20 protein-coding genes and 1 riboswitch are annotated in these 22,437 nt (G+C 61.2%); of the genes, 12 read left to right on the forward strand and 8 right to left on the reverse strand.

The annotated features are described in order from the left end of the window. Nucleotide 1: 1 nt before the first annotated feature. Both epd and tkt read right to left on the reverse strand, forming a co-directional pair. Entirely contained in the window at nucleotides 2–1,060 is a 1,059-nt protein-coding gene (epd, locus tag CXQ82_RS29015; protein WP_101273362.1) for an erythrose-4-phosphate dehydrogenase, read from the reverse strand. 166 nt (nucleotides 1,061–1,226) lie between these two features. After that, nucleotides 1,227–3,224 carry a transketolase gene (gene tkt / locus CXQ82_RS29020; RefSeq protein WP_101273363.1) on the reverse strand — a complete coding sequence of 666 codons (1,998 nt, stop codon included), beginning with the start codon at nucleotides 3,222–3,224 and terminating at the stop codon, nucleotides 1,227–1,229. A 259-nt stretch (nucleotides 3,225–3,483) separates the two neighbouring features. On the opposite strand from tkt, the gene CXQ82_RS29025 reads away from it, so the two are divergent. The 5 genes from CXQ82_RS29025 to CXQ82_RS29045 all read left to right on the forward strand — a co-directional run bounded on the left by CXQ82_RS29025 (nucleotide 3,484) and on the right by CXQ82_RS29045 (nucleotide 8,482). After that, nucleotides 3,484–4,479 carry a metalloregulator ArsR/SmtB family transcription factor gene (locus CXQ82_RS29025; protein WP_101273364.1) on the forward strand — a complete coding sequence of 332 codons (996 nt, stop codon included), beginning with the start codon at nucleotides 3,484–3,486 and terminating at the stop codon, nucleotides 4,477–4,479. Between the two features lie 19 nt (nucleotides 4,480–4,498). Beyond that, entirely contained in the window at nucleotides 4,499–5,689 is a 1,191-nt protein-coding gene (gene metK, locus CXQ82_RS29030) for a methionine adenosyltransferase (protein ID WP_028618258.1), read from the forward strand. A gap of 219 nt (nucleotides 5,690–5,908) precedes the next feature. Further along, a complete protein-coding gene (locus CXQ82_RS29035) occupies nucleotides 5,909–6,256 on the forward strand; it encodes a hypothetical protein (RefSeq protein ID WP_101273365.1) in 348 nt (115 codons plus the stop codon). Nucleotides 6,257–6,351: 95 nt separating this feature from the next. Further along, complete coding sequence (gene ligB / locus CXQ82_RS29040; protein ID WP_101273366.1) at nucleotides 6,352–8,016, forward strand: NAD-dependent DNA ligase LigB; 1,665 nt, start codon at nucleotides 6,352–6,354, stop codon at nucleotides 8,014–8,016. A gap of 70 nt (nucleotides 8,017–8,086) precedes the next feature. Further along, nucleotides 8,087–8,482, forward strand: a complete 396-nt coding sequence (locus CXQ82_RS29045) for a DUF1090 domain-containing protein (protein WP_101273367.1) — start codon at nucleotides 8,087–8,089, stop codon at nucleotides 8,480–8,482. Between the two features lie 6 nt (nucleotides 8,483–8,488). Here the strand turns inward: CXQ82_RS29045 and CXQ82_RS29050 are convergent, their stop codons facing one another. After that, nucleotides 8,489–8,938 carry a cytochrome c gene (locus CXQ82_RS29050; RefSeq protein WP_101273368.1) on the reverse strand — a complete coding sequence of 150 codons (450 nt, stop codon included), beginning with the start codon at nucleotides 8,936–8,938 and terminating at the stop codon, nucleotides 8,489–8,491. A gap of 128 nt (nucleotides 8,939–9,066) precedes the next feature. Between CXQ82_RS29050 and CXQ82_RS29055 the strand changes: the two genes are divergently transcribed. Beyond that, nucleotides 9,067–10,263, forward strand: a complete 1,197-nt coding sequence (locus CXQ82_RS29055; RefSeq protein WP_101273369.1) for a murein transglycosylase A — start codon at nucleotides 9,067–9,069, stop codon at nucleotides 10,261–10,263. Between the two features lie 273 nt (nucleotides 10,264–10,536). Here CXQ82_RS29055 and CXQ82_RS29060 read toward each other — a convergent pair whose 3' ends face one another. Continuing rightward, nucleotides 10,537–10,923, reverse strand: coding sequence for an MAPEG family protein (locus CXQ82_RS29060; protein WP_101273370.1), 387 nt, complete (start codon nucleotides 10,921–10,923; stop codon nucleotides 10,537–10,539). 181 nt (nucleotides 10,924–11,104) lie between these two features. Here CXQ82_RS29060 and CXQ82_RS29065 point away from each other — a divergent pair, with 181 nt between their 5' ends. Then, nucleotides 11,105–12,364 (forward strand): sodium:proton antiporter, encoded by a 1,260-nt coding sequence (locus tag CXQ82_RS29065; RefSeq protein ID WP_101273371.1) that lies wholly within the window; start codon nucleotides 11,105–11,107, stop codon nucleotides 12,362–12,364. Here the strand turns inward: CXQ82_RS29065 and CXQ82_RS29070 are convergent. Together CXQ82_RS29070 and CXQ82_RS29075 are read right to left on the reverse strand one after the other, a co-directional pair. Then, nucleotides 12,358–13,245 (reverse strand): formate/nitrite transporter family protein, encoded by an 888-nt coding sequence (locus CXQ82_RS29070; protein WP_101273372.1) that lies wholly within the window; start codon nucleotides 13,243–13,245, stop codon nucleotides 12,358–12,360. The two genes, CXQ82_RS29065 and CXQ82_RS29070, sit on opposite strands and share 7 nt — an antisense overlap. Nucleotides 13,246–13,322: 77 nt before the next feature. After that, nucleotides 13,323–13,727 (reverse strand): acyl-CoA thioesterase, encoded by a 405-nt coding sequence (locus tag CXQ82_RS29075; RefSeq protein WP_065904864.1) that lies wholly within the window; start codon nucleotides 13,725–13,727, stop codon nucleotides 13,323–13,325. A gap of 198 nt (nucleotides 13,728–13,925) precedes the next feature. Further along, nucleotides 13,926–14,031: riboswitch (S-adenosyl-L-homocysteine riboswitch) on the forward strand. 21 nt (nucleotides 14,032–14,052) lie between these two features. Here CXQ82_RS29075 and ahcY point away from each other — a divergent pair. The 5 genes from ahcY (at nucleotide 14,053) to CXQ82_RS29100 (ending at nucleotide 20,619) form a co-directional block, all read left to right on the forward strand. Further along, nucleotides 14,053–15,462, forward strand: a complete 1,410-nt coding sequence (ahcY, locus tag CXQ82_RS29080) for an adenosylhomocysteinase (RefSeq protein ID WP_101273373.1) — start codon at nucleotides 14,053–14,055, stop codon at nucleotides 15,460–15,462. A 176-nt stretch (nucleotides 15,463–15,638) separates the two neighbouring features. Beyond that, nucleotides 15,639–16,484 carry a methylenetetrahydrofolate reductase [NAD(P)H] gene (metF, locus tag CXQ82_RS29085; RefSeq protein ID WP_101273374.1) on the forward strand — a complete coding sequence of 282 codons (846 nt, stop codon included), beginning with the start codon at nucleotides 15,639–15,641 and terminating at the stop codon, nucleotides 16,482–16,484. A gap of 83 nt (nucleotides 16,485–16,567) precedes the next feature. Further along, nucleotides 16,568–17,650, forward strand: coding sequence for a hypothetical protein (locus CXQ82_RS29090; protein ID WP_101273375.1), 1,083 nt, complete (start codon nucleotides 16,568–16,570; stop codon nucleotides 17,648–17,650). 63 nt (nucleotides 17,651–17,713) lie between these two features. Further along, a complete protein-coding gene (locus CXQ82_RS29095; protein ID WP_101273376.1) occupies nucleotides 17,714–18,505 on the forward strand; it encodes an ABC transporter substrate-binding protein in 792 nt (263 codons plus the stop codon). Between the two features lie 221 nt (nucleotides 18,506–18,726). Continuing rightward, the gene (locus CXQ82_RS29100) at nucleotides 18,727–20,619 is read left to right on the forward strand and encodes a DEAD/DEAH box helicase (RefSeq protein WP_101273377.1); all 1,893 of its coding nucleotides are present in this window, start codon (nucleotides 18,727–18,729) and stop codon (nucleotides 20,617–20,619) included. A 403-nt stretch (nucleotides 20,620–21,022) separates the two neighbouring features. Here the strand turns inward: CXQ82_RS29100 and CXQ82_RS29110 are convergent, their stop codons facing one another. Continuing rightward, nucleotides 21,023–21,601, reverse strand: coding sequence for a YceI family protein (locus CXQ82_RS29110; RefSeq protein WP_101273379.1), 579 nt, complete (start codon nucleotides 21,599–21,601; stop codon nucleotides 21,023–21,025). Between the two features lie 32 nt (nucleotides 21,602–21,633). After that, entirely contained in the window at nucleotides 21,634–22,185 is a 552-nt protein-coding gene (locus tag CXQ82_RS29115) for a cytochrome b (protein WP_101273380.1), read from the reverse strand. Nucleotides 22,186–22,437: the final 252 nt, after the last annotated feature.

Genomic DNA, 22,437 nt, shown 5'->3' on the forward strand with positions numbered 1-22,437 from the left:
GTTACTGTTGTTGAGGTTGTTTAGAGGCGATGTGCAGATAATGTTCCGCAACATCCAGCATTCGGTTGGCAAAACCCCATTCGTTGTCGAACCAGGCCAGGATGTTCACCAACCGGGGGCCGGAAACGCGGGTCTGGCTGGCATCGACAATGGCCGAATGCGGGTCATGGTTGAAATCGCAACTGGCGTGGGGCAACTCGGTGTAGGCCAAAAGGCCTTTGAGCGGGCCACTGGTGGCGGCGTCGCGCAAAATCCGGTTGACCTCGGTGGCATCGGTATCACTGACAGTTTGCATGGTGATGTCCAGACAAGACACGTTCACCGTTGGCACCCGTACAGCTTTGGCCTGGATTCGCCCGGCAAGTTCCGGCAACAGCCGCTCGATGCCTCGAGCCAGGCCGGTGGACACCGGAATCACTGACTGGAACGCCGAGCGCGTGCGGCGCAGGTCTTCGTGGTGATAGGCGTCGATCACCGGCTGGTCGTTCATCGCCGAGTGAATCGTGGTGATCGACACATAATCGATGCCAATCGCCTGATCCAGCAGGCGCAGCAACGGCACGCTGCAGTTGGTGGTGCAGGAGGCGTTGGACACCAGCAGCTCGGCACCGGTCAGGCAATCCTGGTTGATGCCGTAGACGATGGTGGCGTCGACATCCGCCTCGCTGGCCATCGGCTGGGAAAACAGCACACGCGGCGCGCCGGCGTCGAGAAAACGCTGGCCATCGGCACGGGTGTGATAGACACCGGAACACTCCAGCACCAGGTCAACGCCCAATGCTTTCCAGTCGATGCCCTCGGGGGTGGCACTGCGCAAGACCTGCACGCAGTTGCCATTAATATGCAGACAATCGTCTTCAACCCGCACTTCGCCGGGGAACCGGCCGTGGGTGGAGTCAAAGCGTGTCAGGTATTCGATGCTGGCCATGTCGGCCAAATCGTTGATTGCAACAATCTCAAACCCGGCTGCCGCCCCTCGCTCGAACAGAGCACGCAAGACGCAACGACCAATACGGCCGTAGCCGTTGAGTGCAACTTTGTAGGGACGCGGTTGGGGCATGGGGTTCTCGATTACCTTGGGTAAAGGGGTGAATGTGCCGCCGCCTTCGCGAGCAAGCCCGCTCCCACATTTGATCGGGTTCACACAGTTAGAGTTGTGAACCCATTCAAATGTGGGAGCGGGCTTGCTCGCGAAGAGGCCAGCACAGCCACCTCAATCTACAGCCTTAGTCTTCCAGCAGCTCTTCAGCCTGACCCAGGATGTTTTCCAGGGTGAAACCGAACTCTTCGAACAGCGCTGGCGCCGGCGCCGACTCACCGTAGGTGGTCATGCCGATCACGCGGCCTTCCAGGCCCACGTACTTGTACCAGTAGTCGGCGTGAGCCGCTTCGATGGCGATACGCGCGCTGACCTGCAACGGCAGCACCGATTGCTTGTAGCCGGCGTCCTGGGCTTCGAACACGCTGGTGCAGGGCATGGACACAACGCGCACGTTGCGGCCTTGCTCGGTCAGCTTGTCGTAGGCCTGAACGGTCAGGCCCACTTCGGAACCGGTGGAGATCAGGATCAGCTCCGGCTCGCCGATGCAGTCCTTGAGCACGTAGCCGCCACGGCTGATGTCGGCGATCTGCGCGTCGGTACGCACTTGGTGCTGAAGGTTCTGACGCGAGAAGATCAGCGCCGAAGGGCCGTCCTTGCGTTCGATGGCGTGCTTCCAGGCCACGGCGGATTCCACCGCGTCGGCTGGGCGCCAGCAATCCAGGTTCGGCGTGGTGCGCAGGCTGGTCAGTTGCTCGACCGGCTGGTGCGTCGGGCCGTCTTCACCCAGGCCGATGGAGTCGTGGGTGTACACATGGATCACGCGTTTTTTCATCAGCGCGGCCATACGTACCGCGTTACGTGCGTATTCCATGAACATCAGGAAGGTCGCGCCGTAAGGCACCAGGCCGCCGTGCAGGGACACGCCGTTCATGATGGCGCTCATGCCGAACTCGCGCACGCCGTAGTACATGTAGTTGCCGCTGGCGTCTTCGGCCGAAACACCTTTGCAACCTTTCCACAGGGTCAGGTTGGAACCGGCCAGGTCAGCCGAACCGCCGAGGATCTCAGGCAGCAGCGGGCCGAAAGCGTTCAGGGTGTTCTGGCTGGCTTTACGGCTGGCGATGGTCTCGCCCTTGGCCGCGACTTCGGCGATGTAGGCCGAGGCTTTTTCCGAGAAGTCGGCAGGCAGGTCGCCGGCCAGGCGGCGCACCAGTTCGTTGGCCAGCTCAGGGAATTCGGCGGAGTAGGCTGCGAAACGCTGGTCCCACTCGGCTTCAGCGGCCAGGCCTTTTTCCTTGGCGCTCCACTCGGCGTAGATATCAGCCGGGATTTCGAACGGGCCGTGGTTCCACTTCAGTGCTGCGCGGGTCAGGGCGATTTCCGCGTCACCCAGTGGGGCGCCGTGGCAGTCTTCTTTACCTTGCTTGTTCGGCGAGCCGAAACCGATGGTGGTCTTGCAGCAGATCAGGGTCGGCTGCTCGCTCTTGCGGGCGGTGTCGATGGCGGTCTTGATCTCTTCCGGATCGTGGCCGTCGACGTTGCGGATCACCTGCCAGTTGTAGGCTTCGAAACGCTTCGGGGTGTCATCGGTGAACCAGCCTTCGACTTCGCCGTCGATGGAAATACCGTTGTCATCGTAGAAGGCGATCAGCTTGCCCAGGCCCAGGGTACCGGCCAGGGAAGCGACTTCGTGGGAAATGCCTTCCATCATGCAGCCATCACCCAGGAATACGTAGGTGTGGTGGTCGACAACGTTGTGGCCAGGACGGTTGAACTGCGCGCCCAGGACTTTTTCAGCCAGCGCGAAGCCAACCGCGTTGGCCAGGCCTTGGCCCAGTGGACCGGTGGTGGTCTCGACGCCTGGGGTGTAGCCGAATTCCGGGTGGCCCGGGGTGCGGCTGTGCAGCTGGCGGAAGCTCTTCAGGTCATCGATGGTGACGTCGTAGCCGGTCAGGTGCAGCAGCGAGTAGATCAGCATCGAGCCGTGGCCGTTGGACAGCACGAAGCGGTCACGGTCGGCGAACGACGGGTTGCTCGGGTTGTGTTTCAGGTAGTCACGCCAAAGTACTTCGGCGATATCCGCCATGCCCATCGGGGCACCGGGATGGCCGCTGTTGGCTTTTTGCACGGCATCCATGCTGAGGGCACGAATGGCGTTGGCACGCTCACGACGGCTGGGCATCGCTGATCTCCTGGGGTTTGCTGAAAAGAAACGGAAAAAAGGACCGGCATTTTCCCTCAGCCACCGCTTGCGGGCAATGACAGATAGTCACTTGTGGGTGTTTTTCCTGTGGTTTACGCGGCAATCCCTTGCAGAAATCCGCCACGTGTTCGTCTAAAGGTTATAGCGGCTGCTTATAACCGCCACTTATCGATCAATATCAAAACTTTTTGATATTGGCCTTGCAGGGATTTCCACCCGTCACTAGACTGCTGGCCCTATGAACCTACCCGTGCCCTCCCTGCGTCCTGACGACGGCGATGACTTGGCTGCCTTATGCAAGGCCGCTGGCGATCCGTTGCGCCTGAACGTATTGCGCGCACTGGCCAACGACTCCTTCGGCGTACTGGAACTGGCGCAAATCTTCGCCATCGGCCAGTCCGGCATGAGCCACCATTTGAAGGTGCTGTCCCAGGCCGACCTGGTGGCCACCCGCCGCGAAGGCAATGCGATTTTCTACCGCCGCGCCCTGCCCCACACCGACCTGCTCGGCGGCAAGCTGCACGCCGCCTTGCTCGAAGAAGTGGACAGCCTGAACCTGCCCAACGACGTGCAATCGCGCATCGGCCAGGTGCATGGCCAACGTGCTGCGGCGAGTCAGGACTTTTTCGCACGGGTTGCAGAGAAGTTTCGCGCCCAACAGGACCTGATCGCCGGTTTGCCCCAATACCGCGACAGCGTATTGGCACTCTTGGACAAGCTGAGCTTCAGTAATGAGGCCACGGCGCTGGAAGTCGGGCCCGGGGATGGCGGTTTCCTGCCGGACCTGGCACGCCGCTTCCAGCAGGTCACGGCGCTGGATAACAGCCCGGCGATGCTTGAACTCGCACGCCAGCTGTGTGAGCGCGAAGCGTTGGGCAATGTCCGCCTGCAGTTGGCGGACGCGCTTGATCACAACAGTCTGCAGGCCGACTGCGTGGTGCTGAACATGGTCCTGCACCATTTCGCCGCCCCCGCCGAGGCGCTCAAGCAGATGGCAGCTTTGCTGCAACCCGGCGGTAGCCTGCTGGTTACAGATTTATGCAGCCACAACCAGAGTTGGGCCAAGGAGGCCTGCGGTGATCTCTGGTTGGGTTTTGAACAGGACGATCTGGCCCGTTGGGCCACCGCTGCGGGGCTCGTCCCCGGGGAAAGCCTCTATGTAGGTTTACGTAATGGTTTCCAGATTCAGGTCCGCCATTTTCAGCGGCCGGCTGGCGACACTCACCATCGGTAAATATCAGGAAAACATCGAGATGAGCGAATACTCCCTTTTCACCTCCGAGTCCGTGTCTGAAGGGCATCCGGACAAAATCGCCGACCAGATTTCTGATGCGGTGCTGGACGCCATCATTGCTGAAGACAAGTTCGCCCGTGTGGCGTGCGAGACTCTGGTGAAAACTGGTGTAGCGATCATCGCTGGCGAAGTGACCACCACCGCCTGGGTTGACCTGGAGCAGATCGTTCGTGACGTGATCACCGACATCGGCTACACCAGCTCCGATGTCGGCTTCGACGGCGCGACCTGCGGCGTGATGAACATCATCGGCAAGCAATCCCCCGACATCAACCAGGGTGTCGACCGCGCCAAGCCTGAAGACCAGGGCGCCGGTGACCAGGGCCTGATGTTCGGCTACGCCAGCAATGAAACCGACGTGCTGATGCCAGCACCGATCACCTTCTCGCACCAGCTGGTACAGCGCCAGGCCGAAGCGCGTAAATCCGGCCTGCTGCCGTGGCTGCGCCCGGATGCCAAGTCCCAGGTGACCTGCCGTTACGAAGGCGGCAAAGTCGTCGGCATCGACGCAGTTGTACTGTCGACCCAGCACAACCCGGACGTTTCCTACGCTGACCTGCGCGAAGGCGTGATGGAGCTGATCGTCAAGCACGTGCTGCCGGCCGAACTGCTGAGCAAGGACACCCAGTTCCACATCAACCCGACTGGCCAGTTCATCATCGGTGGCCCGGTGGGCGACTGCGGCCTGACCGGTCGCAAGATCATCGTCGACAGCTACGGCGGCATGGCCCGTCACGGCGGCGGCGCGTTCTCCGGTAAAGACCCATCCAAGGTTGACCGTTCGGCAGCGTATGCCGGCCGTTACGTGGCCAAGAACATCGTCGCTGCCGGCCTGGCCGAGCGCTGCGAGATCCAGGTTTCCTACGCTATCGGTGTGGCTCAGCCTACATCGATCTCGCTGAATACCTTCGGCACCGGCAAGATCAGCGATGACAAGATCGTCAAGCTGGTGCGTGAGATCTTCGACCTGCGCCCTTACGCGATCACCACCATGCTCGACCTGCTGCACCCGATGTACCAGGAAACCGCAGCCTACGGCCACTTCGGCCGTACCCCTGCGCAGAAGACTGTCGGCGACGACACCTTCACCACCTTTACCTGGGAAAAAACCGACCGCGCCAACGACCTGCGCACTGCCGCCGGCCTGTAACCGCTCGCGTTACCCAAAAGCCCTGCCGGGTTCGCCCGGCAGGGCTTTTTATTGCGTGGTGATTCGCGGCAACGCTCACATTTTTTGGATCCAATGCTTGCAGGCAAAATAATGGCCCACTAGAATCCGCGCCCTCTCGGGCCTCTACCTTATTTGGATATTGCCCTGCGCCAGCCCGAGATAGACGCGTGTGCAGGCAATCGAACATTGAGGTTTTTCATGCGCATTTCCACACTCGCCCCTGCCGCCCTTCTGCTCAGCCTGTTCGCCCTGCCGGCCCACTCCGCCGACCTGAGCGCACTGAGCGGCCTGACCTCGCAACTGGGTGGCGGCAACTCCGGCGACTGCCAAAAGCAATCGGCTGACCTGCAAACCAAGATCGATGCAGCCGAAGCCAACAAGGAAACCTTGAAGGTAAAGGCCTTTAAAGCGGCGCAAGATCAGATCAACAAAGGTTGTGACAAACTTTCCGAAGCTCAGGCCAAAGCCGACGCCAAGCAGCAAACCCAGGAAGCCAAGGCCGATAAGCCTGATGCAGTGAAAGCCCTGGGCGGTCTATTCAAGTAAATAGAAACACCCAGTAAAAAGCCCCGCACCGTCGGGGCTTTTTTGTGGGCAAGTGGATCCTTTAGGCTGGGCATCCTTTTCGGGCAAGGATGCTCATGATGCGTTTAGTGATTGCTCTGCTGTTCTATGCATTACCCCTTTGGGCGTGGGCCGAAGGTTGTCCCGAGGCAGCCCGAACACAGGTCGGCGCGCTGGCCGAGCAGATCCGCCAGTGGGATGACAGCTACCACCGGCTCGGCCAATCCCCTGTCAGCGATGAACTCTACGACCAGGCTCGCCTTCGCCTGGCGCACTGGCGCACGTGCTTTCCCCAACCGGCTGCGGCGCCGGACAACCCACTGGCGAGTGCACGTGGCACCCGGCCGCACCCGGTTGCCCACACCGGGTTGGAAAAACTGCCGGACGAACAGGCGGTCGGCCAGTGGCTGGGCAGCCGCCAGGATATTTGGATTCAACCCAAGGTAGACGGCGTGGCGGTAACCCTGGTGTACCGCCAGGGCAGGTTGGCCCAAGCCATCAGCCGTGGCGACGGTGTGCTCGGCCAGGATTGGTCAGTGTCCGCGCGCAAGCTGCCCGGCATTGTCCAACAACTGCCGGAGCCTATCGACCTGGTACTGCAGGGCGAACTCTATTGGCGCCTCGACAACCACGTGCAATCGGCACGCGGCGGGCTCAATGCCCGCAGCAAAGTGGCCGGGCTGATGAACCGCCGCCAATTGAGTGACAGCGAAGCCGCCGGTATCGGCCTTTTCGTCTGGGCCTGGCCTGAGGGTCCCGCATCGTTTACCGAGCGCCTGGCCACCCTCTCGCACCTGGGTTTCGGCGACAGCCAGCGCTACAGCCAACCCATCCAAGACATCAGCCAAGCCGCACACTGGCGCACCTATTGGTACAACCATCCGCTGCCCTTCGCCAGTGACGGCGTGGTACTGCACCAGGCCCAGCGCGCACCGGCAGAACGCTGGCAGGTCAGTACACCCTACTGGGCAGCCGCCTGGAAATACCCGACGGCCAAGGCCCTGGCGCTGGTGCGCAACGTACAATTCAACATCGGCCGCACCGGGCGCATCACACCCATGTTGGAGCTGGAGCCGGTGCGGTTGGACGACCGACAGATCAGCCGCGTCAGCGTGGGCTCCCTGACACGCTGGCAATCGTTGGATATCCGCCCGGGTGACCAGGTGTCCATCAGCCTTGCGGGCCAGGTGATCCCGCACCTGGACCAAGTGATCTTGCGCACAGCCCCAAGGGCGGACCTGCACGTACCTGACCCGCTGGATTTCCACGCTTTGAGTTGCTGGCAACTGGACCCCGGTTGCGAGGAGCAGTTGCTGGCCCGCCTCACCTGGTTGAGCGGCAACCAGGGCCTGGCCTTGCCCCATATAGGGCGTGAAACCTGGAACGTATTGATCCAGGCCGGTCTAATCGCAGGCTTTCTCGATTGGTTAACCCTGGATGCGGCAGAGCTTGCTAACATTGAAGGCTTGGGCGATCGCAGCCGTGCACGGGTGCTCGACAGCCTTCACAGCGCGCGGCAACGGCCCTTTGCCCAATGGCTCAAGGCCTTGGGCATACCGCCCGCAGCGCGCAACGACCTGGAAGGCGACTGGCAGACACTGGCCGCCAAAGACACTCAAGCCTGGCTGGCCGTCGATGGCATCGGCCCGGGGCGCGCGGCGCAACTGAGCGCTTTTTTTCGCGACCCGCACGTACAGGCGTTGGCTGAAACACTACATGTGGCAGGGGTAGACGGGTTTTGAACCGGCCCCAGCCACCTTTGAACAGCGGCAGAATTCACCCTGCCTTTAGATTGCGACCTTGGAGTTACCGATGAAATTTTTAGCGCCCTTTGCATTGCTCACCGTCGCAAGCTTCATGGCCACGCCGTTGCTGGCGGCCGAAGAAGCCCCGCAACTCACCGGCTGCGCTGCCAAGCGCCAGGCCATCAGCACCCAGATCGAACAAGCCAAGGCCCACGGCAACAGCGAACAACAGGCCGGCCTGGAAAAAGCCCTGAGTGAAGTCACCGCCAATTGCACCGACGCCTCGTTGCGCAAGGAGCGCGAAAACAAGGTGCTCGACGCCAAGCACGAGGTCAGCCGCCGTCAGGCCGACCTCGACAAGGCGATGAAAAAGGGTGACGCGGACAAGATCAACAAGCGCAAGGACAAGCTCGCGCAATCCCGTAAAGAGTTGCAGGACGCGGTGGAAGAACTCGACCAGTAAGACCGGTCAGTGGTCCCGGAACTGTTTATGGCAGGCGCTGCAGGCATCCTCGACTTTCTGTACCGCCGGCGCGAGGTTACTGGCCTGGTAAGGCTGGACTTTGCTGGCGACCACCAATTCACCGGTGGCCGCTTCAAGGTTGCGCGCCAGCTCCTGGAACCGTGCCTGTTGTTGCCAGACATCGTCCTTGGCGCTGGTGTGATCCTCTTCGCGCACGCTCGGAAAATGCTGCCACGGCTCATGGGACAGCGCATCCAGCTTGACGGCGCCTTCGGCGAATTTCGCCCCGTCAAACGGGATGCGCCCACGCAACATGCCGCCCAGGTCTTCGCCGGTCTTGAGCATCTGCTTGAAAATCGCCTTGCGCTGGCCCAGCGGGGAATTTGGATCGACACCGCCACAGGCGGACAGGCTCAGGCAGGCCAGCAATACAACCGTCAATTTTTTAAAAGTCATGGAGGCTCGGGGTCACGGGAAACGGCGGCCAGTATCCTCGCCCCGCCCGCAAAGACCAATAGCCCTATTAATAATAAGGGTTGCCCGCACGCGTTGACGCGCAGGCAATCGCTTCAGGAATTGTGTGCATGAATACTCTGTTGAAACCCTGGGGCCGCCGCCTGGCGTGGGCCCTGCCGATGATCGCACTGCTGGCTGGCTGCGATGCGGGCAAAGACGCCGGCAAAGACGCGGCCAAACCGGAGCCGGAAAAACCGCATGCCGTTGCCACTTATGTAAGCGCGCCTTGGGAAGCCCTGCCGGCGGTGTCCGACAGCGACCTGCTGGCCGGGTTTGAATCCTGGCGCAGTGCCTGCCAACGCCTCAAGGCCGACCCGGTGTGGGGTGCGACCTGCGCAGCAGCAGCCACCGTGCCGGGCAATGCCGTGGCCGTGCGCGGCTTTCTCAAGGAGCGCCTGGACGTGTTCGGCCTGCGCTCTGCCGACAACACTCCCAACGGCCTGATCACCGGCTACTACGAGCCGGTCTACCCCGGCAGCCTGACCAAAACCGCCAGCGCAAACGTGCCGGTGTACGGCGTGCCGGATGACCTGATCATCGTCAACCTCGAGAGCATCTACCCCGAACTCAAGGGCAAGCGCCTGCGCGGTCGCCTGGAAGGGCGCGTGCTCAAGCCCTATGACGACGCCAGCGCCATCAACGGCCAAGGTTCCACCGCCAAGCCGATTGCCTGGCTGACAGACCCGATGGACCTGCAGTTCCTGCAGATCCAGGGCTCGGGCCGGATCCAGCTCAAAGGCGGGCGCCAACTGCGTGTCGGGTATGGCGACCAGAACGGCTACCCTTACCGCCCCATCGGCCGCTGGCTGGTGGAGCAAGGCGAGCTGAAGAAAGAAGACGTGACCATGGGCGCGATCAGCGCCTGGGCCAAGGCCAACCCGCAGCGCATCCCGGAACTGCTGGCAAGCAACCCGAGCTACGTGTTTTTCAGCGCCCGCCCCGACAGCAATGAAGGCCCGCGCGGCTCGCTGAACGTGCCACTGACCGCCGGCTACAGCGTAGCGGTGGATCGCAAGGTGATTCCGCTGGGCAGCCTGTTGTGGCTGTCCACCACCAAACCGGATGGTTCGCCGATCGCCCGGCCGGTCGCGGCGCAGGACACCGGCGGGGCAATCACCGGCGAGGTGCGCGCGGATCTGTTCTGGGGCACCGGTGATGCGGCCGGTGAACTGGCCGGGAATATGAAGCAGCAAGGGCAAATCTGGATGTTGTGGCCCAAGGGTGCAGCGCTGCCCCAAGTGCCGGATGCGCCTGTCGGCACCTGAGGCGCACTTATTGTCCCGAGCGGGCTTGTTGTGCCAAGCGGGCTTGCTGTGCCGAGCGAGCTGTTGTGCCAAGCGGGCTTGCTGTGGCGAGCGGGCTTGCCCGCGTTGGGTGGCGAAGCCGCCCCTGATTCAGGCGACGCGGTGATCCATTAAAAACCGCAGTGTCGGGTTCGGGGCTGCTACGCAGCCCAACGCGGGCAAGCCCGCTCGCCACATACCCCCTACAGCAAAAAGCACATAACCCTCCTACAACAAAAAGGTCCGTGTCAGGCCTTAGATCGAAACAAAGAAGAAACTCGCAATCAACGCCATACCCACCGCCCACACCAGCGAGCGCAGGATGGCCCAGTCGGCCAGGTAGCAGATGATGTACAGCAGGCGACTGGTCACAAACAGTACGGCCAACACATTGATGGTCACCAGCGACGCCGTACCCGCGATGTGCGCGATAATCACCGCCGCCGCAAATGCCGGGGTCACTTCAAAGCCATTGAGCTGTGCGCTGTGGGCACGCTTGGCAAAGCCGTCGAGGGTGTCCAGGAAGGCGCGCGGATCGTGGTTCTGCCGGGGGCCGAATTTGCCCTGGCTGAACTTGGCCACCCCTGTGCACAGGTACGGCAGGAAAATTGCGATCAACACACACCAGAAAGCGACCGTCATGATGAATTCCTTTTTTTGTTTTAAACAGAAATTAGAGTTTTAACACTAAACCGGTAAAACCGCACTTACCCCCTATGAGCCACGGCACAGCCAAAGGTTCTATCCCTCATGTTGCAACATCGGGCCGCTGCTGCGGTCCATGCACCCACTAACCAACGCTCCCCACTTCCAAGGACCCCGGATGCTTGAACTTGTCGCCGCCTTCATTTGCCTCACCACGCTGCTCACCTATGTGAACTTCCGTTTTATCGGCCTGCCACCCACCATTGGTGTGATGGTCACGGCCCTGCTGTTTTCCCTGATCCTGCAAGGCCTGAGCGTGCTCGGCTACCCGGGCCTTGAGGAACGCATCCAGCAACTGATCGGCCAGATCGACTTCGGCGACCTGCTGATGAACTGGATGCTCTCGTTCCTGTTGTTCGCCGGCGCCTTGCACGTCAACCTCAACGACCTGCGCAGCTATCGCTGGCCCATCGGCCTGCTGGCGACCTTCGGCGTGCTGATCGCCACGGTGGTGATCGGCAGCCTGGCGTACTACATCTTTGCCCTGTTTGGCTGGCACGTGAGTTTCCTCTACTGCCTGCTGTTCGGTGCACTGATCTCGCCCACCGACCCGATTGCGGTGTTGGGCGTGCTGCGTACCGCCAACGCCTCCAAGCCACTGAAGACCACCATCGTCGGCGAGTCGCTGTTCAACGACGGCACTGCGGTGGTGGTGTTTACCGTGTTGCTGGGCATTGCGCAGCTGGGTGAAACCCCCACCGTCGGCGCCACGGCCATGCTGTTTGCCCACGAGGCGATTGGCGGCGTGGTGTTCGGCGGGCTGATCGGCTACTTGGTGTACCTGATGATCAAGAGCATCGAGCAGCACCAGATCGAAGTGATGCTGACCCTTGCCCTGGTCATCGGCGGCTCGGCAATGGCCACCGAACTGCACGTCTCCGCGCCGATTGCGATGGTGGTGGCGGGGCTGATCATCGGCAACCTGGGGCGCAAGCTGGCAATGAACGACATGACCCGTCGCTACCTGGACGGTTTCTGGGAATTGCTCGATGACATGCTCAACGCCCTGCTGTTCGCGCTGATCGGCATGGAACTGCTGCTGTTGCCGTTCAACTGGTCTCACGTGTTCGCGGCCAGTTTGCTGGCGGTGGCGATCCTGCTGTCACGCCTGCTCACGGTGGCCCCGGCGATCCTGTTGCTGCGACGCTGGCGCAGCGTGCCGCAAGGCACTATCCGCATCCTGACCTGGGGCGGCTTGCGCGGCGGGGTTTCGGTGGCGCTGGCGTTGGCCTTGCCGCTGGGGCCGGAGCGCGACCTGCTGCTGAGCATCACCTATATCGTGGTGCTGTCATCGATCCTGTTGCAGGGGTTGACCATCGGCAAGCTGGTCAAACGCGTGACCCGGGACGAGCCCCAGGCCACGCCTGAGCATCACTGATCCTTTTTGATCTGCTGCGGATGCCGTGGGTCCGCAGCCTGCTTGCCCGGCAGGCTGCTTTCACTGCGGATCTGCGCATGGCTGATCAGCGCAAAGATGAAACTGCCGCCGATGATATTGCCCGCCAGGGTCGGTCCGGCGAACACCAGCCAGAAATCCTTCCACGGCAGCTCGCCGGCAAACACCAGGTAAGAGACCTCCGCAGAACCCACGACGATATGGGTGAAGTCCCCCAGCGCCATCAGGTAAGTGATCAGGATGATGATGAACATCTTGGCGCTTTCCATGGACGGGATCATCCACACCATGGTGGCAATCATCCAGCCGGAAATAATGCCCTTGGCGAACATCTGGCCTGGATCGTTTTCCATGACCTTGCGCCCGATTTCGAGAAAGGCCATGTCGGTCTTGGTGTCGAAAATCGGCAAGTGCAGCATCACGTAGGCGACCAGCAAAGTGCCGCACAGGTTGCCCACCAGCACCACGCTCCACAGCCTTAGCAGCCGCCCGGCGTTGCCCAGGGTCGGCTTGCTCATCACCGGCAGCACGGCGGTCAGGGTGTTTTCGGTGAACAGTTGCTGGCGCGCCAGGATCACCGCCAAAAAGCCTGCGCAATAGCCGAAGCTGGCGATGACTTTGAAGCCTTCACCGTCCGGCAGGCGTGAATTGAGTAACCCCATGCCCATCAGCGACAGGCCCATGGTGAGACCGGCGGCCAGCGCCGACCACCACAGTGCCGCCACATTGCGCTCCAGCTCCTGGTCGCCCTGGGTGCGGATGATTTCGTGCAGCACCGCCGCACGGGGCGGCTGGTTCTTGTCGACGTCGTGCTGTTCTTCCTGGGACAGGTTGGGGGTCTTGCCGTCTGCTTGCGTAGCCATGGTGATACCTGAACGAGGGGGCGGTGTTCAGGTACGACCTATGGCCAATCAAGAGCGTTCACTGGTCCGACGCAGGATTACTCCTGAATGCCGTCTTCCTGGAACTGGTCCTTCACGTATTTGATCTCGGTGCGGCCGTGGGGCGCCGGCAAACCGTCTTCGCCCAGGTTGACGAAGACCATTTTTTCCACGGTGAGGATGCTTTTACGCGTGATCTTGTTGCGCACTTCACAGGTCAGGGTGATGGAGGTGCGGCCGAACTCGGTGGCGGTGATGCCCAGCTCGATGATGTCGCCCTGGCGCGAGGCGCTGACGAAGTTGATTTCGGAGATGTATTTGGTCACCACGCGCTGGTTGCCCAGTTGGACAATCGCGTAGATCGCCGCTTCTTCGTCGATCCAGCGCAGCAGGCTGCCGCCGAACAGGGTGCCGTTGGGGTTGAGGTCTTCGGGTTTTACCCATTTGCGGGTGTGGAAGTTCATGGTCACTCCAAAGCGTCTTGCCGAATGATGGGCGACATCATGGCAGAGCGAGGGCCCAAGCTCTATGCGCCATTGCCTATCAAGCCGATGAGCGATCTTCATCTCACCGACAGAAAGGCTTGGGAAGTCGGGCGCACACGGCTATAATCGCCCCCGTTTCAAAACGGTCATCTTCAATTGATACCGTTCTCCCGCCACCTGTCCGAGGGGCGCTGCAGCAGGTTCAACCTGTCAGGCTCGGATGGGGCGTTGTCCGGCCTGGTTACACAGCTGGATACTAAACGCACAACGGCGCCCATTCGCACACTACGAATGGAGGCTCTTCATGAGCGCTGTAAACACGCCTGCAGATTTCAACGACTACAAAGTCGCCGACATGTCCCTGGCTGCCTGGGGCCGTCGCGAGACCTTTATCGCTGAATCCGAAATGCCTGCCCTGATGGGTCTGCGCCGCAAGTACGCTGCTGAGCAGCCGCTCAAAGGCGCGAAGATTCTCGGCTGCATCCACATGACCATTCAGACTGCCGTGCTGATCGAAACCCTGGTTGCCCTGGGTGCCGAAGTGCGTTGGTCGTCCTGCAACATCTTCTCGACTCAAGACCAGGCCGCTGCTGCTATCGCCGCAGCCGGTATCGCGGTATTCGCCTGGAAAGGCGAGACTGAAGAAGAGTACGAGTGGTGCCTGGAGCAAACCATCCTTAAAGATGGCGCGCCTTGGGATGCCAACATGATCCTCGACGACGGCGGCGACCTGACCGAGCTGCTGCACAAGAAGTACCCGCAGATCCTCGACCGCGTCCACGGCGTGACCGAAGAAACCACAACCGGCGTACACCGCCTGCTGGACATGCTGGCCAAGGGCGAGCTGAAAATCCCGGCCATCAACGTCAACGACTCGGTGACCAAGAGCAAGAACGACAACAAGTACGGCTGCCGTCACAGCCTGAACGATGCCATCAAGCGCGGCACCGACCACCTGCTGTCGGGCAAGCAAGCCTTGGTGATCGGCTACGGTGACGTGGGCAAGGGTTCGTCCCAGTCCCTGCGTCAGGAAGGCATGATCGTTAAAGTCTCCGAAGTCGACCCGATCTGCGCCATGCAAGCCTGCATGGACGGCTTTGAAGTGGTTTCGCCGTTCATCGACGGCCAGAACGACGGCACCGAAGCAAGCATCGACAAGGCTCTGCTGGGCAAGATCGACCTGATCGTGACCACCACCGGTAACGTCAATGTTTGCGACGCAAACATGCTCAAAGCCCTGAAGAAGCGCGCTGTTGTCTGCAACATCGGCCACTTCGACAACGAAATCGACACCGCTTTCATGCGCAAGAACTGGGCATGGGAAGAAGTGAAGCCGCAGGTACACAAGGTTCACCGTACCGGCGCTGGCGATTTCGACCCGCAGAACGACGACTACCTGATCCTGTTGGCTGAAGGCCGTCTGGTTAACCTGGGCAACGCCACTGGCCACCCAAGCCGCATCATGGATGGCTCGTTCGCCAACCAGGTACTGGCCCAGATCTTCCTGTTCGGCCAGAAATACGCCGACCTGTCGCCTGCCCAGAAAGCCGAGCGCCTGACCGTGGAAGTACTGCCGAAGAAACTCGACGAAGAAGTGGCCCTGGAAATGGTCCGCGGCTTCGGCGGCGTGGTGACTCAACTGACCAAGACCCAGGCCGACTACATCGGCGTGACCGTCGAAGGTCCGTTCAAGCCGCACGCTTACCGCTACTGATCGGCCAGTTGCCCGCTCTCATTGTGGAGCGGGCTTCTGTGTGGGAGCGGGCTTGCTCGCGAAAGCGGTGTGTCAGTCACCGTAAATGTTGACTGAGCCACCGCTTTCGCGAGCAAGCCCGCTCCCACATTGACGGTGTACACACTTCGGTATTCTGAGTTTCAAAGGGTATTACCATGTCCCAAGACCGTCGCTACAGCTTCGAGTTCTTCCCGACCAAGACCGATGCTGGGCATGAAAAACTGATGGCGACTGCCAAGCAGTTGGCCAGCTACAACCCCGACTTCTTCTCCTGCACCTACGGCGCCGGCGGCTCGACCCGTGACCGCACGATCAACACCGTGTTGCAGCTGGAAAGTGAAGCCAAAGTTCCCGCCGCTCCGCACTTGTCGTGCGTGGGCGACAGCAAGGCCGACCTGCGCGGCCTGCTGACCCAATACCAACAAGCCGGCATCAAGCGCATCGTCGCCCTGCGTGGCGACCTGCCGTCCGGCATGGGCATGGCCAGCGGCGAGCTGCGCTACGCCAATGACCTGGTGAGCTTCATCCGTGAAGAGAGCGGCGATCACTTCCATATCGAAGTGGCGGCTTACCCGGAAATGCACCCCCAGGCGCGCAATTTCGAAGATGACCTGCAGAACTTCGTGCGCAAGGCCAACGCCGGCGCCGACAGCGCGATCACCCAGTACTTCTTCAACGCCGACAGCTACTTCTACTTCGTCGAGCGTGTACGGGCCATGGGTGTGAACATCCCGATCGTGCCGGGCATCATGCCGATCACCAACTACAGCAAGCTGGCGCGCTTTTCCGACGCTTGCGGTGCTGAGATCCCACGCTGGGTGCGCAAACAACTGGAAGCCTATGGCGATGACGTCAAGAGCATCCAGGCGTTCGGCGAACAGGTCATCAGCAAAATGTGTGAAGATTTGTTGCAAGGTGGCGCACCAGGCTTGCACTTCTATACCCTGAACCAGGCTGAACCGAGCCTTGCCATCTGGAACAACCTCAAGCTGCCGCGCTGAGGCCTGTTCAAGCTGCACCCAGGCCCTCGTTTATACGGGGGCTTTTTTTGTTCACACACCTCCGGAATGGAAACCAGCAGTAGATGAATACAGCGACCCCGACTCCCCGCCCGCAGCTGGTTTACCTGGTATTCGGCGCCGAGACTTACCATCAGGAAGCGGTATTCAGCATCGCCAGTGCCCTGGCTCACCTGGGTGGCCCTCAGGATATGCCGCTGGATATCCAGGTGTTCAGTGACAACCCGGCCCCCTACGCCGACCTGCCGGTGCAAGTCCACACCCTCGACGAAGCCACGCGCAAAGCCTGGAGCGAACCCCACGGCTACCATTTCCGCACCAAGCACGTGCTGTTGCGCAAAGTACTCGAAACTTCGGAACGGGCACTGCTGATCGACACCGACACGTTTTTTCATGACTCGCCCATGGCGCTGTTCGAACGCGTCGCACCCGGCACGCTGCTGTGCAACGCCTTCCACGCCAAGTACGGCGATAACCGTGAAAGCGTGCTGTATGAGGCCTTGGCCCCGTACCTGGCCGAGCGCGGCCTGGCCGACGACAATATGTGGCTGCTCAACTCTGGCGTGATGGGCATGTCTCGGCAAGACGCGCATCTGCTCGACCGCTCGATAGAACTGATGGACGAGCTGTTCACGATGGCCCACGGCGCCTACACCCTGGAAGAGTTCTGCCTGTCGGTTGCGGCGTACCGCACGGTCAACGTGCGCCAGTGCCCCGACCTGATCCACCATTACTGGAGCCGCAAGCAGCTGTTTCGGGCCAAGGTCAAAGCCTGGGTGGCCAAGCACGCCGCCGCCCCCACGTGCACCCACGCATTGGCCGATACGCGCAAGGTCTCGGCCCACCTGCCGCGCCCGCCGCGCTTGCAGCGCATGATGTACAAGCTGATCACCCTGGCCCTGCCCAAGCGCAAGCAGCAGTTCATCCGCGAGATTCTCTACGGCTGCTACGAACACGAAAACGAGTTCGACCAGGCGTGTGGCCCGGTTTGGTGGGACAAGGCCCGGCAGAACCAGGAGGAGCGCCAGAAGCGTCCCGTCGACGCACACCAATTGGAGCACTGGTTCGCCAACCCCATGGTGCGCCTGATTCTCGGCGAGCGGCGCGCAGCCATCTACGAACACCTGATGACCTCGCAAACCCGATAGCGTCCCCCGAAGATACCTGTGCCAGAGCTTCTCTTTAGGGCAGGAGCGTCGTAATCTCAGGGCATGCCCGTCATTGCGAAGCTGTTGACTGCTGCCCTCTTCACTTGCCTGAGCCTGGCGGCTTATGGCGAAAAACTGCGCATTGTCACCGAGCCCTGGGCGCCCTACGTCTATGAAGAGCGCGGCGCCATGCAGGGGTTGGACTACGAAACCACGGTGATCGTGTTCCAGCGCCTGGGTGTGGAGGTGCAGTGGCAGTTCCTGCCCTGGAAGCGCTGCTTGGCCATGCTTGAGCAAGGCCAGGCCGACGGCGCGCTGGATATTTTCCACAGCCACGACCGCGACGCGTTGCTGCTCTACCCCAGCGAGCCCTTGTCGGAGGTCGAGTTCGCGCTGTTCTACGCCAACGAGCGCGCGCATCCCGCCCAAAGCCTGGACGACCTGCGCGGCCTGACCGTGGGCACCTCGCCGGGCTATCTGTATGGCGAATCTTTCAGCGACTCCACCCTGTTCAATCGCGAATCGGCACCCAGCCACGAAGCCAACTTCGGCAAATTGATGCTCGGGCGCATTGACCTGGTGATCACCGACCGCCGCGTAGGCCAGCATGTGATCAAGGCGATGGGCCTGCAAGGCAAGGTCAGCCAGGCGCAGATGGTTGTCAGTCGCCAGCCGCAGTTTCTGGCGGTACGCCGTGGCGCCGGCATGGACCTGCTGGTGCAGCGCTTTGCCGCCGAACTCAAACGCTTCAAACAGGAGCCGGCCTACGCTGCCTTGAGCGCCAAATATGCTGGAATCCAAGCCATTACGGCCACAGAAGACACCGTTGAGCAGCAGGAAAGCAGCGCGCAGTGATTGCTCTGTTATACTCCGGCCTTTCCGCCAGGCTTACGCCCGGCCGCTGAGGTCTTGAAAAAGGCACCCAACCCCGCTACAGCGCAGCTTTCAGCCCGCGCGAGCCGGTGGAGTGCCCGCCAGACGCAGCAGGACCGGACGGGATTGCGCTCCCCTAAGCGTCATTCGCGCCCGGCAAGATTATCCCTTTGGGCCAAGCCCTAACTAAAACAGGATTACTCATGTCCTTTGCTTCCCTCGGTCTCTCCGAGGCTTTAGTCCGCGCCATCGAGGCAGCGGGCTATACCGAGCCTACTCCGGTGCAACAGCGGGCCATTCCCGCCGTGTTGCAAGGTCGCGACCTGATGGTCGCGGCGCAGACAGGTACTGGTAAAACCGGCGGCTTCGCCCTCCCGATTCTGGAGCGGTTGTTCCCCAACGGTCACCCGGACAAATCCCAGCGTCACGGCCCGCGCCAACCGCGCGTACTGGTCCTGACCCCAACCCGCGAACTCGCCGCCCAGGTGCACGACAGCTTCAAGCTGTATGCCCGCGACTTGAAGTTCGTCAGCGCCTGCATCTTCGGCGGCGTCGGCATGAACCCACAGGTTCAGGCCATGTCCCGTGGTGTCGACGTGCTGGTCGCGTGCCCGGGTCGTTTGCTCGACCTGTGCGGCCAAGGCAGCGTCGACTTGTCCCACGTGGAAATCCTCGTGCTGGACGAAGCCGACCGCATGCTCGACATGGGCTTTGTCCATGACGTGAAAAAGGTCCTCGCCCGCCTGCCGGCCAAACGTCAGAACCTGCTGTTCTCGGCAACGTTCTCCCAGGACATCACCGCCCTGGCCGGCAAGCTGCTGCACAACCCGGAACGCATCGAAGTCACGCCGCCGAACACCACGGTCGAGCGTATCGAGCAACGCGTATTCCGCCTGGCCGCCAGCCACAAGCGCTCGCTGCTGGCGCACCTGATCACCCACGGTGCCTGGGAACAGGTGCTGGTGTTCACCCGCACCAAGCACGGCGCCAACCGCCTGGCCGAGTACCTGGACAAACACGGCCTCACCGCCGTCGCCATCCACGGTAACAAAAGCCAGAACGCACGCACCAAAGCCCTGGCCGACTTCAAGGCCGGCACTGTGCGCATCCTGGTGGCCACCGATATCGCCGCGCGCGGCCTGGATATCGACCAACTGCCACACGTCGTCAACTTCGAGCTGCCAAACGTCGACGAAGACTATGTGCACCGTATCGGCCGTACCGGCCGTGCCGGTCGTTCGGGCGAGGCCATTTCCCTGGTCGCACCGGACGAAGAAAAACTGCTGAAAAGCATCGAGCGCATGACCAAGCAGAAAATCGCCGACGGCGACCTGATGGGCTTCGATGCCAGCGCCGTGGAGGCCGAAAAGCCTGAAGCGCGCGAGCGTCCAGACGTGCGTAACCCACGCAACCCACGCGGTCCCAAGGGCGATGGCCCGAACGGCGGCGGTGGTGGCGGTGGTCGTCGCGACAAGGGCAAGGACAAGGGCGGCAAGGAAAAAGCCCCAACCAACGGCCGTGGCGAACGCCCGGCCCGCGAGCAGAAGCCCCGTGAAGGCACCCCGGCCCGCGAACAGCGCCAGCCGACCCAGCCGCCACGCGCCGCTGCAGACCGCGCCCCGGACGAGTTCCTGGACGACGACGTGGATAACTTCGGCAACCGCGTCGACTACGTGCCCCAGGCCAAACCGGCCCAGGGTCGTGGTCGCCGTCCAGGTGCTCCAGCCCAGGGCGCAGGCGCCGGCAGCGGCGCCCCACGTGGCGGCCAGCCACAGGGCGGTCGTCAGAACGGTCCGCGCAACAGCAGCGGCGGTACCACCGGTACCCCACCGGCCAAGCGCAGCGGCCCACGCAATGGTGCACCGCGTGACGGCCAGGCGCGTCGTGAAGACTCGCGCAGCAACAACCGTCGCCCAGCCCGTGACGACCAGCCGCGCTTGTCCGAACCAGCCGTGCAGAACCCACGCGGCGGCCCGGCACCGAAGATCATCCACAAGGAGTCGAAAGCTGACCGCTTCCCGACACCCGAGCAGTTGGACCAACTGCCAGGCCGTCCTCGTGGTGAAAAACCAGCGCTGCTGACCCGCAACCGCTGAGTTTTCAAAGCCCACAAAAAATGCCCCGTATCGAAAGATACGGGGCATTTTTGTATGGCCTCCCAGGCACGACCCAGCCCATGAAAAACGCGCTTGTCGTGGCAAACGCGCTTGTTTTGACAACCGAGCTTGTCGTGGGGAGCGAGCTTGCTGTGGCGAGCGAGCTTGCTCGCGTTGGGCTGCGCAGCAGCCCCCTTTAGCGCCACCGCGTTTTCTCAGGCATACCGAGCTGGCAGGTTATGGGGCCGCTTCGCGACCCAACGCGAGCAAGCTCGCTCGCCACAAAAGGCCCCCTCACCCCAAACAAGCTCGCTCACCACAACACGCTCGCTCGCCACAGGGGTTTGCACAGGCCAAAAAAAACCGGATCCTGGGATCCGGTTTTTTATCCAGCCAGCGAGAATTACTTCGCTTTCACACCTTCCAGCGAGATGTCCAGGTCAACAGTCTGCGAGGACGGGCCTGGGCCTTTGATGCCGAAGTCATTCAGGTTGACGGTGGTGGTAGCGTTGAAGCCAGCACGTTCGCCGCCCCATGGATCCTTGCCTTCACCGTTAAAGGTGGCCTTGAAGGTCACAGGCTTGGTTACGCCGTGGAACGTCAGGTCGCCGGTCACGTCAGCGGTTTTTTCGCCGGTGGATTTAACCGCGGTGGAGACGAACTTGGCGTCGGCAAACTTGGCAACGTCCAGGAAGTCTTTGCTGGCGATGTGCTTGTCGCGCTCAGCGTGGTTGGACCACAGGCTGGCGGTTTTCACGTCGACTGCAATTTTGCTGGCTTCAGGCTTGGCGGCATCCCAGCTGAACGAACCATCCCAGTCCTTGAAGGTACCGTGGATGAAGCTGTAGCCCAGGTGGCTGATTTTCCAGTCAATGAAGGCGTGTTGGCCTTCCTTGTCGATCTTGTAGTCAGCGGCCATCACCTGACCGGCAGACAGCAGAGCAGTACCGAGAGCCAGTGCAGCGAGTGTCTTTTTCAACATGCTTTCTATTCCTTGTGAGTCGAGGTTGAACATCAGGCTTTGCGCCCCAGCATTCGCGTGAGGGTCGCATCACGATCGATAAAGTGGTGTTTCAGTGCAGCCACGCCGTGCAAGCCGGCGAAGACCACCAACACCCAGGCGAGGTACAAGTGCACCAGGCCAGCGTTGTCTGCCTGGTCCGGTAGCCCGGAAACCACGGCAGGAATTTCAAACAGGCCAAACACCGGGATACCGACACCGTCTGCGGTGGAAATCAGGTAACCGGCGATCATCACGGCAAACAGCCCGAGATAAAGGAACGCATGGCCAAACGCGGCGCCAATACGGGTCATGCGGCTGTAACTGGCCAGCGGTGGCGGCGGCGGGCTGATCAAACGCCAGACAATACGTACCAGCATGAAGGCAAAGAGCGTGATGCCAATGCTCTTGTGCAATTCCGGCCCATGCTTGCGCCAGCCGTCGTAATAGTCGAGGCCGACCATCCACAGGCCGAGGCCGAACAGACCAAACACCGTCAAAGCCACGCCCCAGTGCAAAATAACGCTGATCCAACCATAGCGGGTCGGTGAGTTCTGTAGCTGCATTCCTAAAATCCTGTAAGAACTATGACCAAGACTAGCGATTTACCTATCGAATTAAAGCCGAAAATTTCGCTTTGAAATATCGAGAAATACGATCTTGAGAGTATGCACAGTACGTTAACGATGGATTAAGGACTATTCCTAAGAAACGTGACAGACCGTCCTGCGTTTACCGCCAATTCATCCGTAATGGGTTGTGACACAGCCGCCCATTGCATAGGCTTGCGCGATTGTTTTACCTGCGCAGCTCGCAGG

It is taken from the genome of Pseudomonas sp. S09G 359 (assembly GCF_002843605.1).
Classification (GTDB): Bacteria; Pseudomonadota; Gammaproteobacteria; order Pseudomonadales; family Pseudomonadaceae; genus Aquipseudomonas.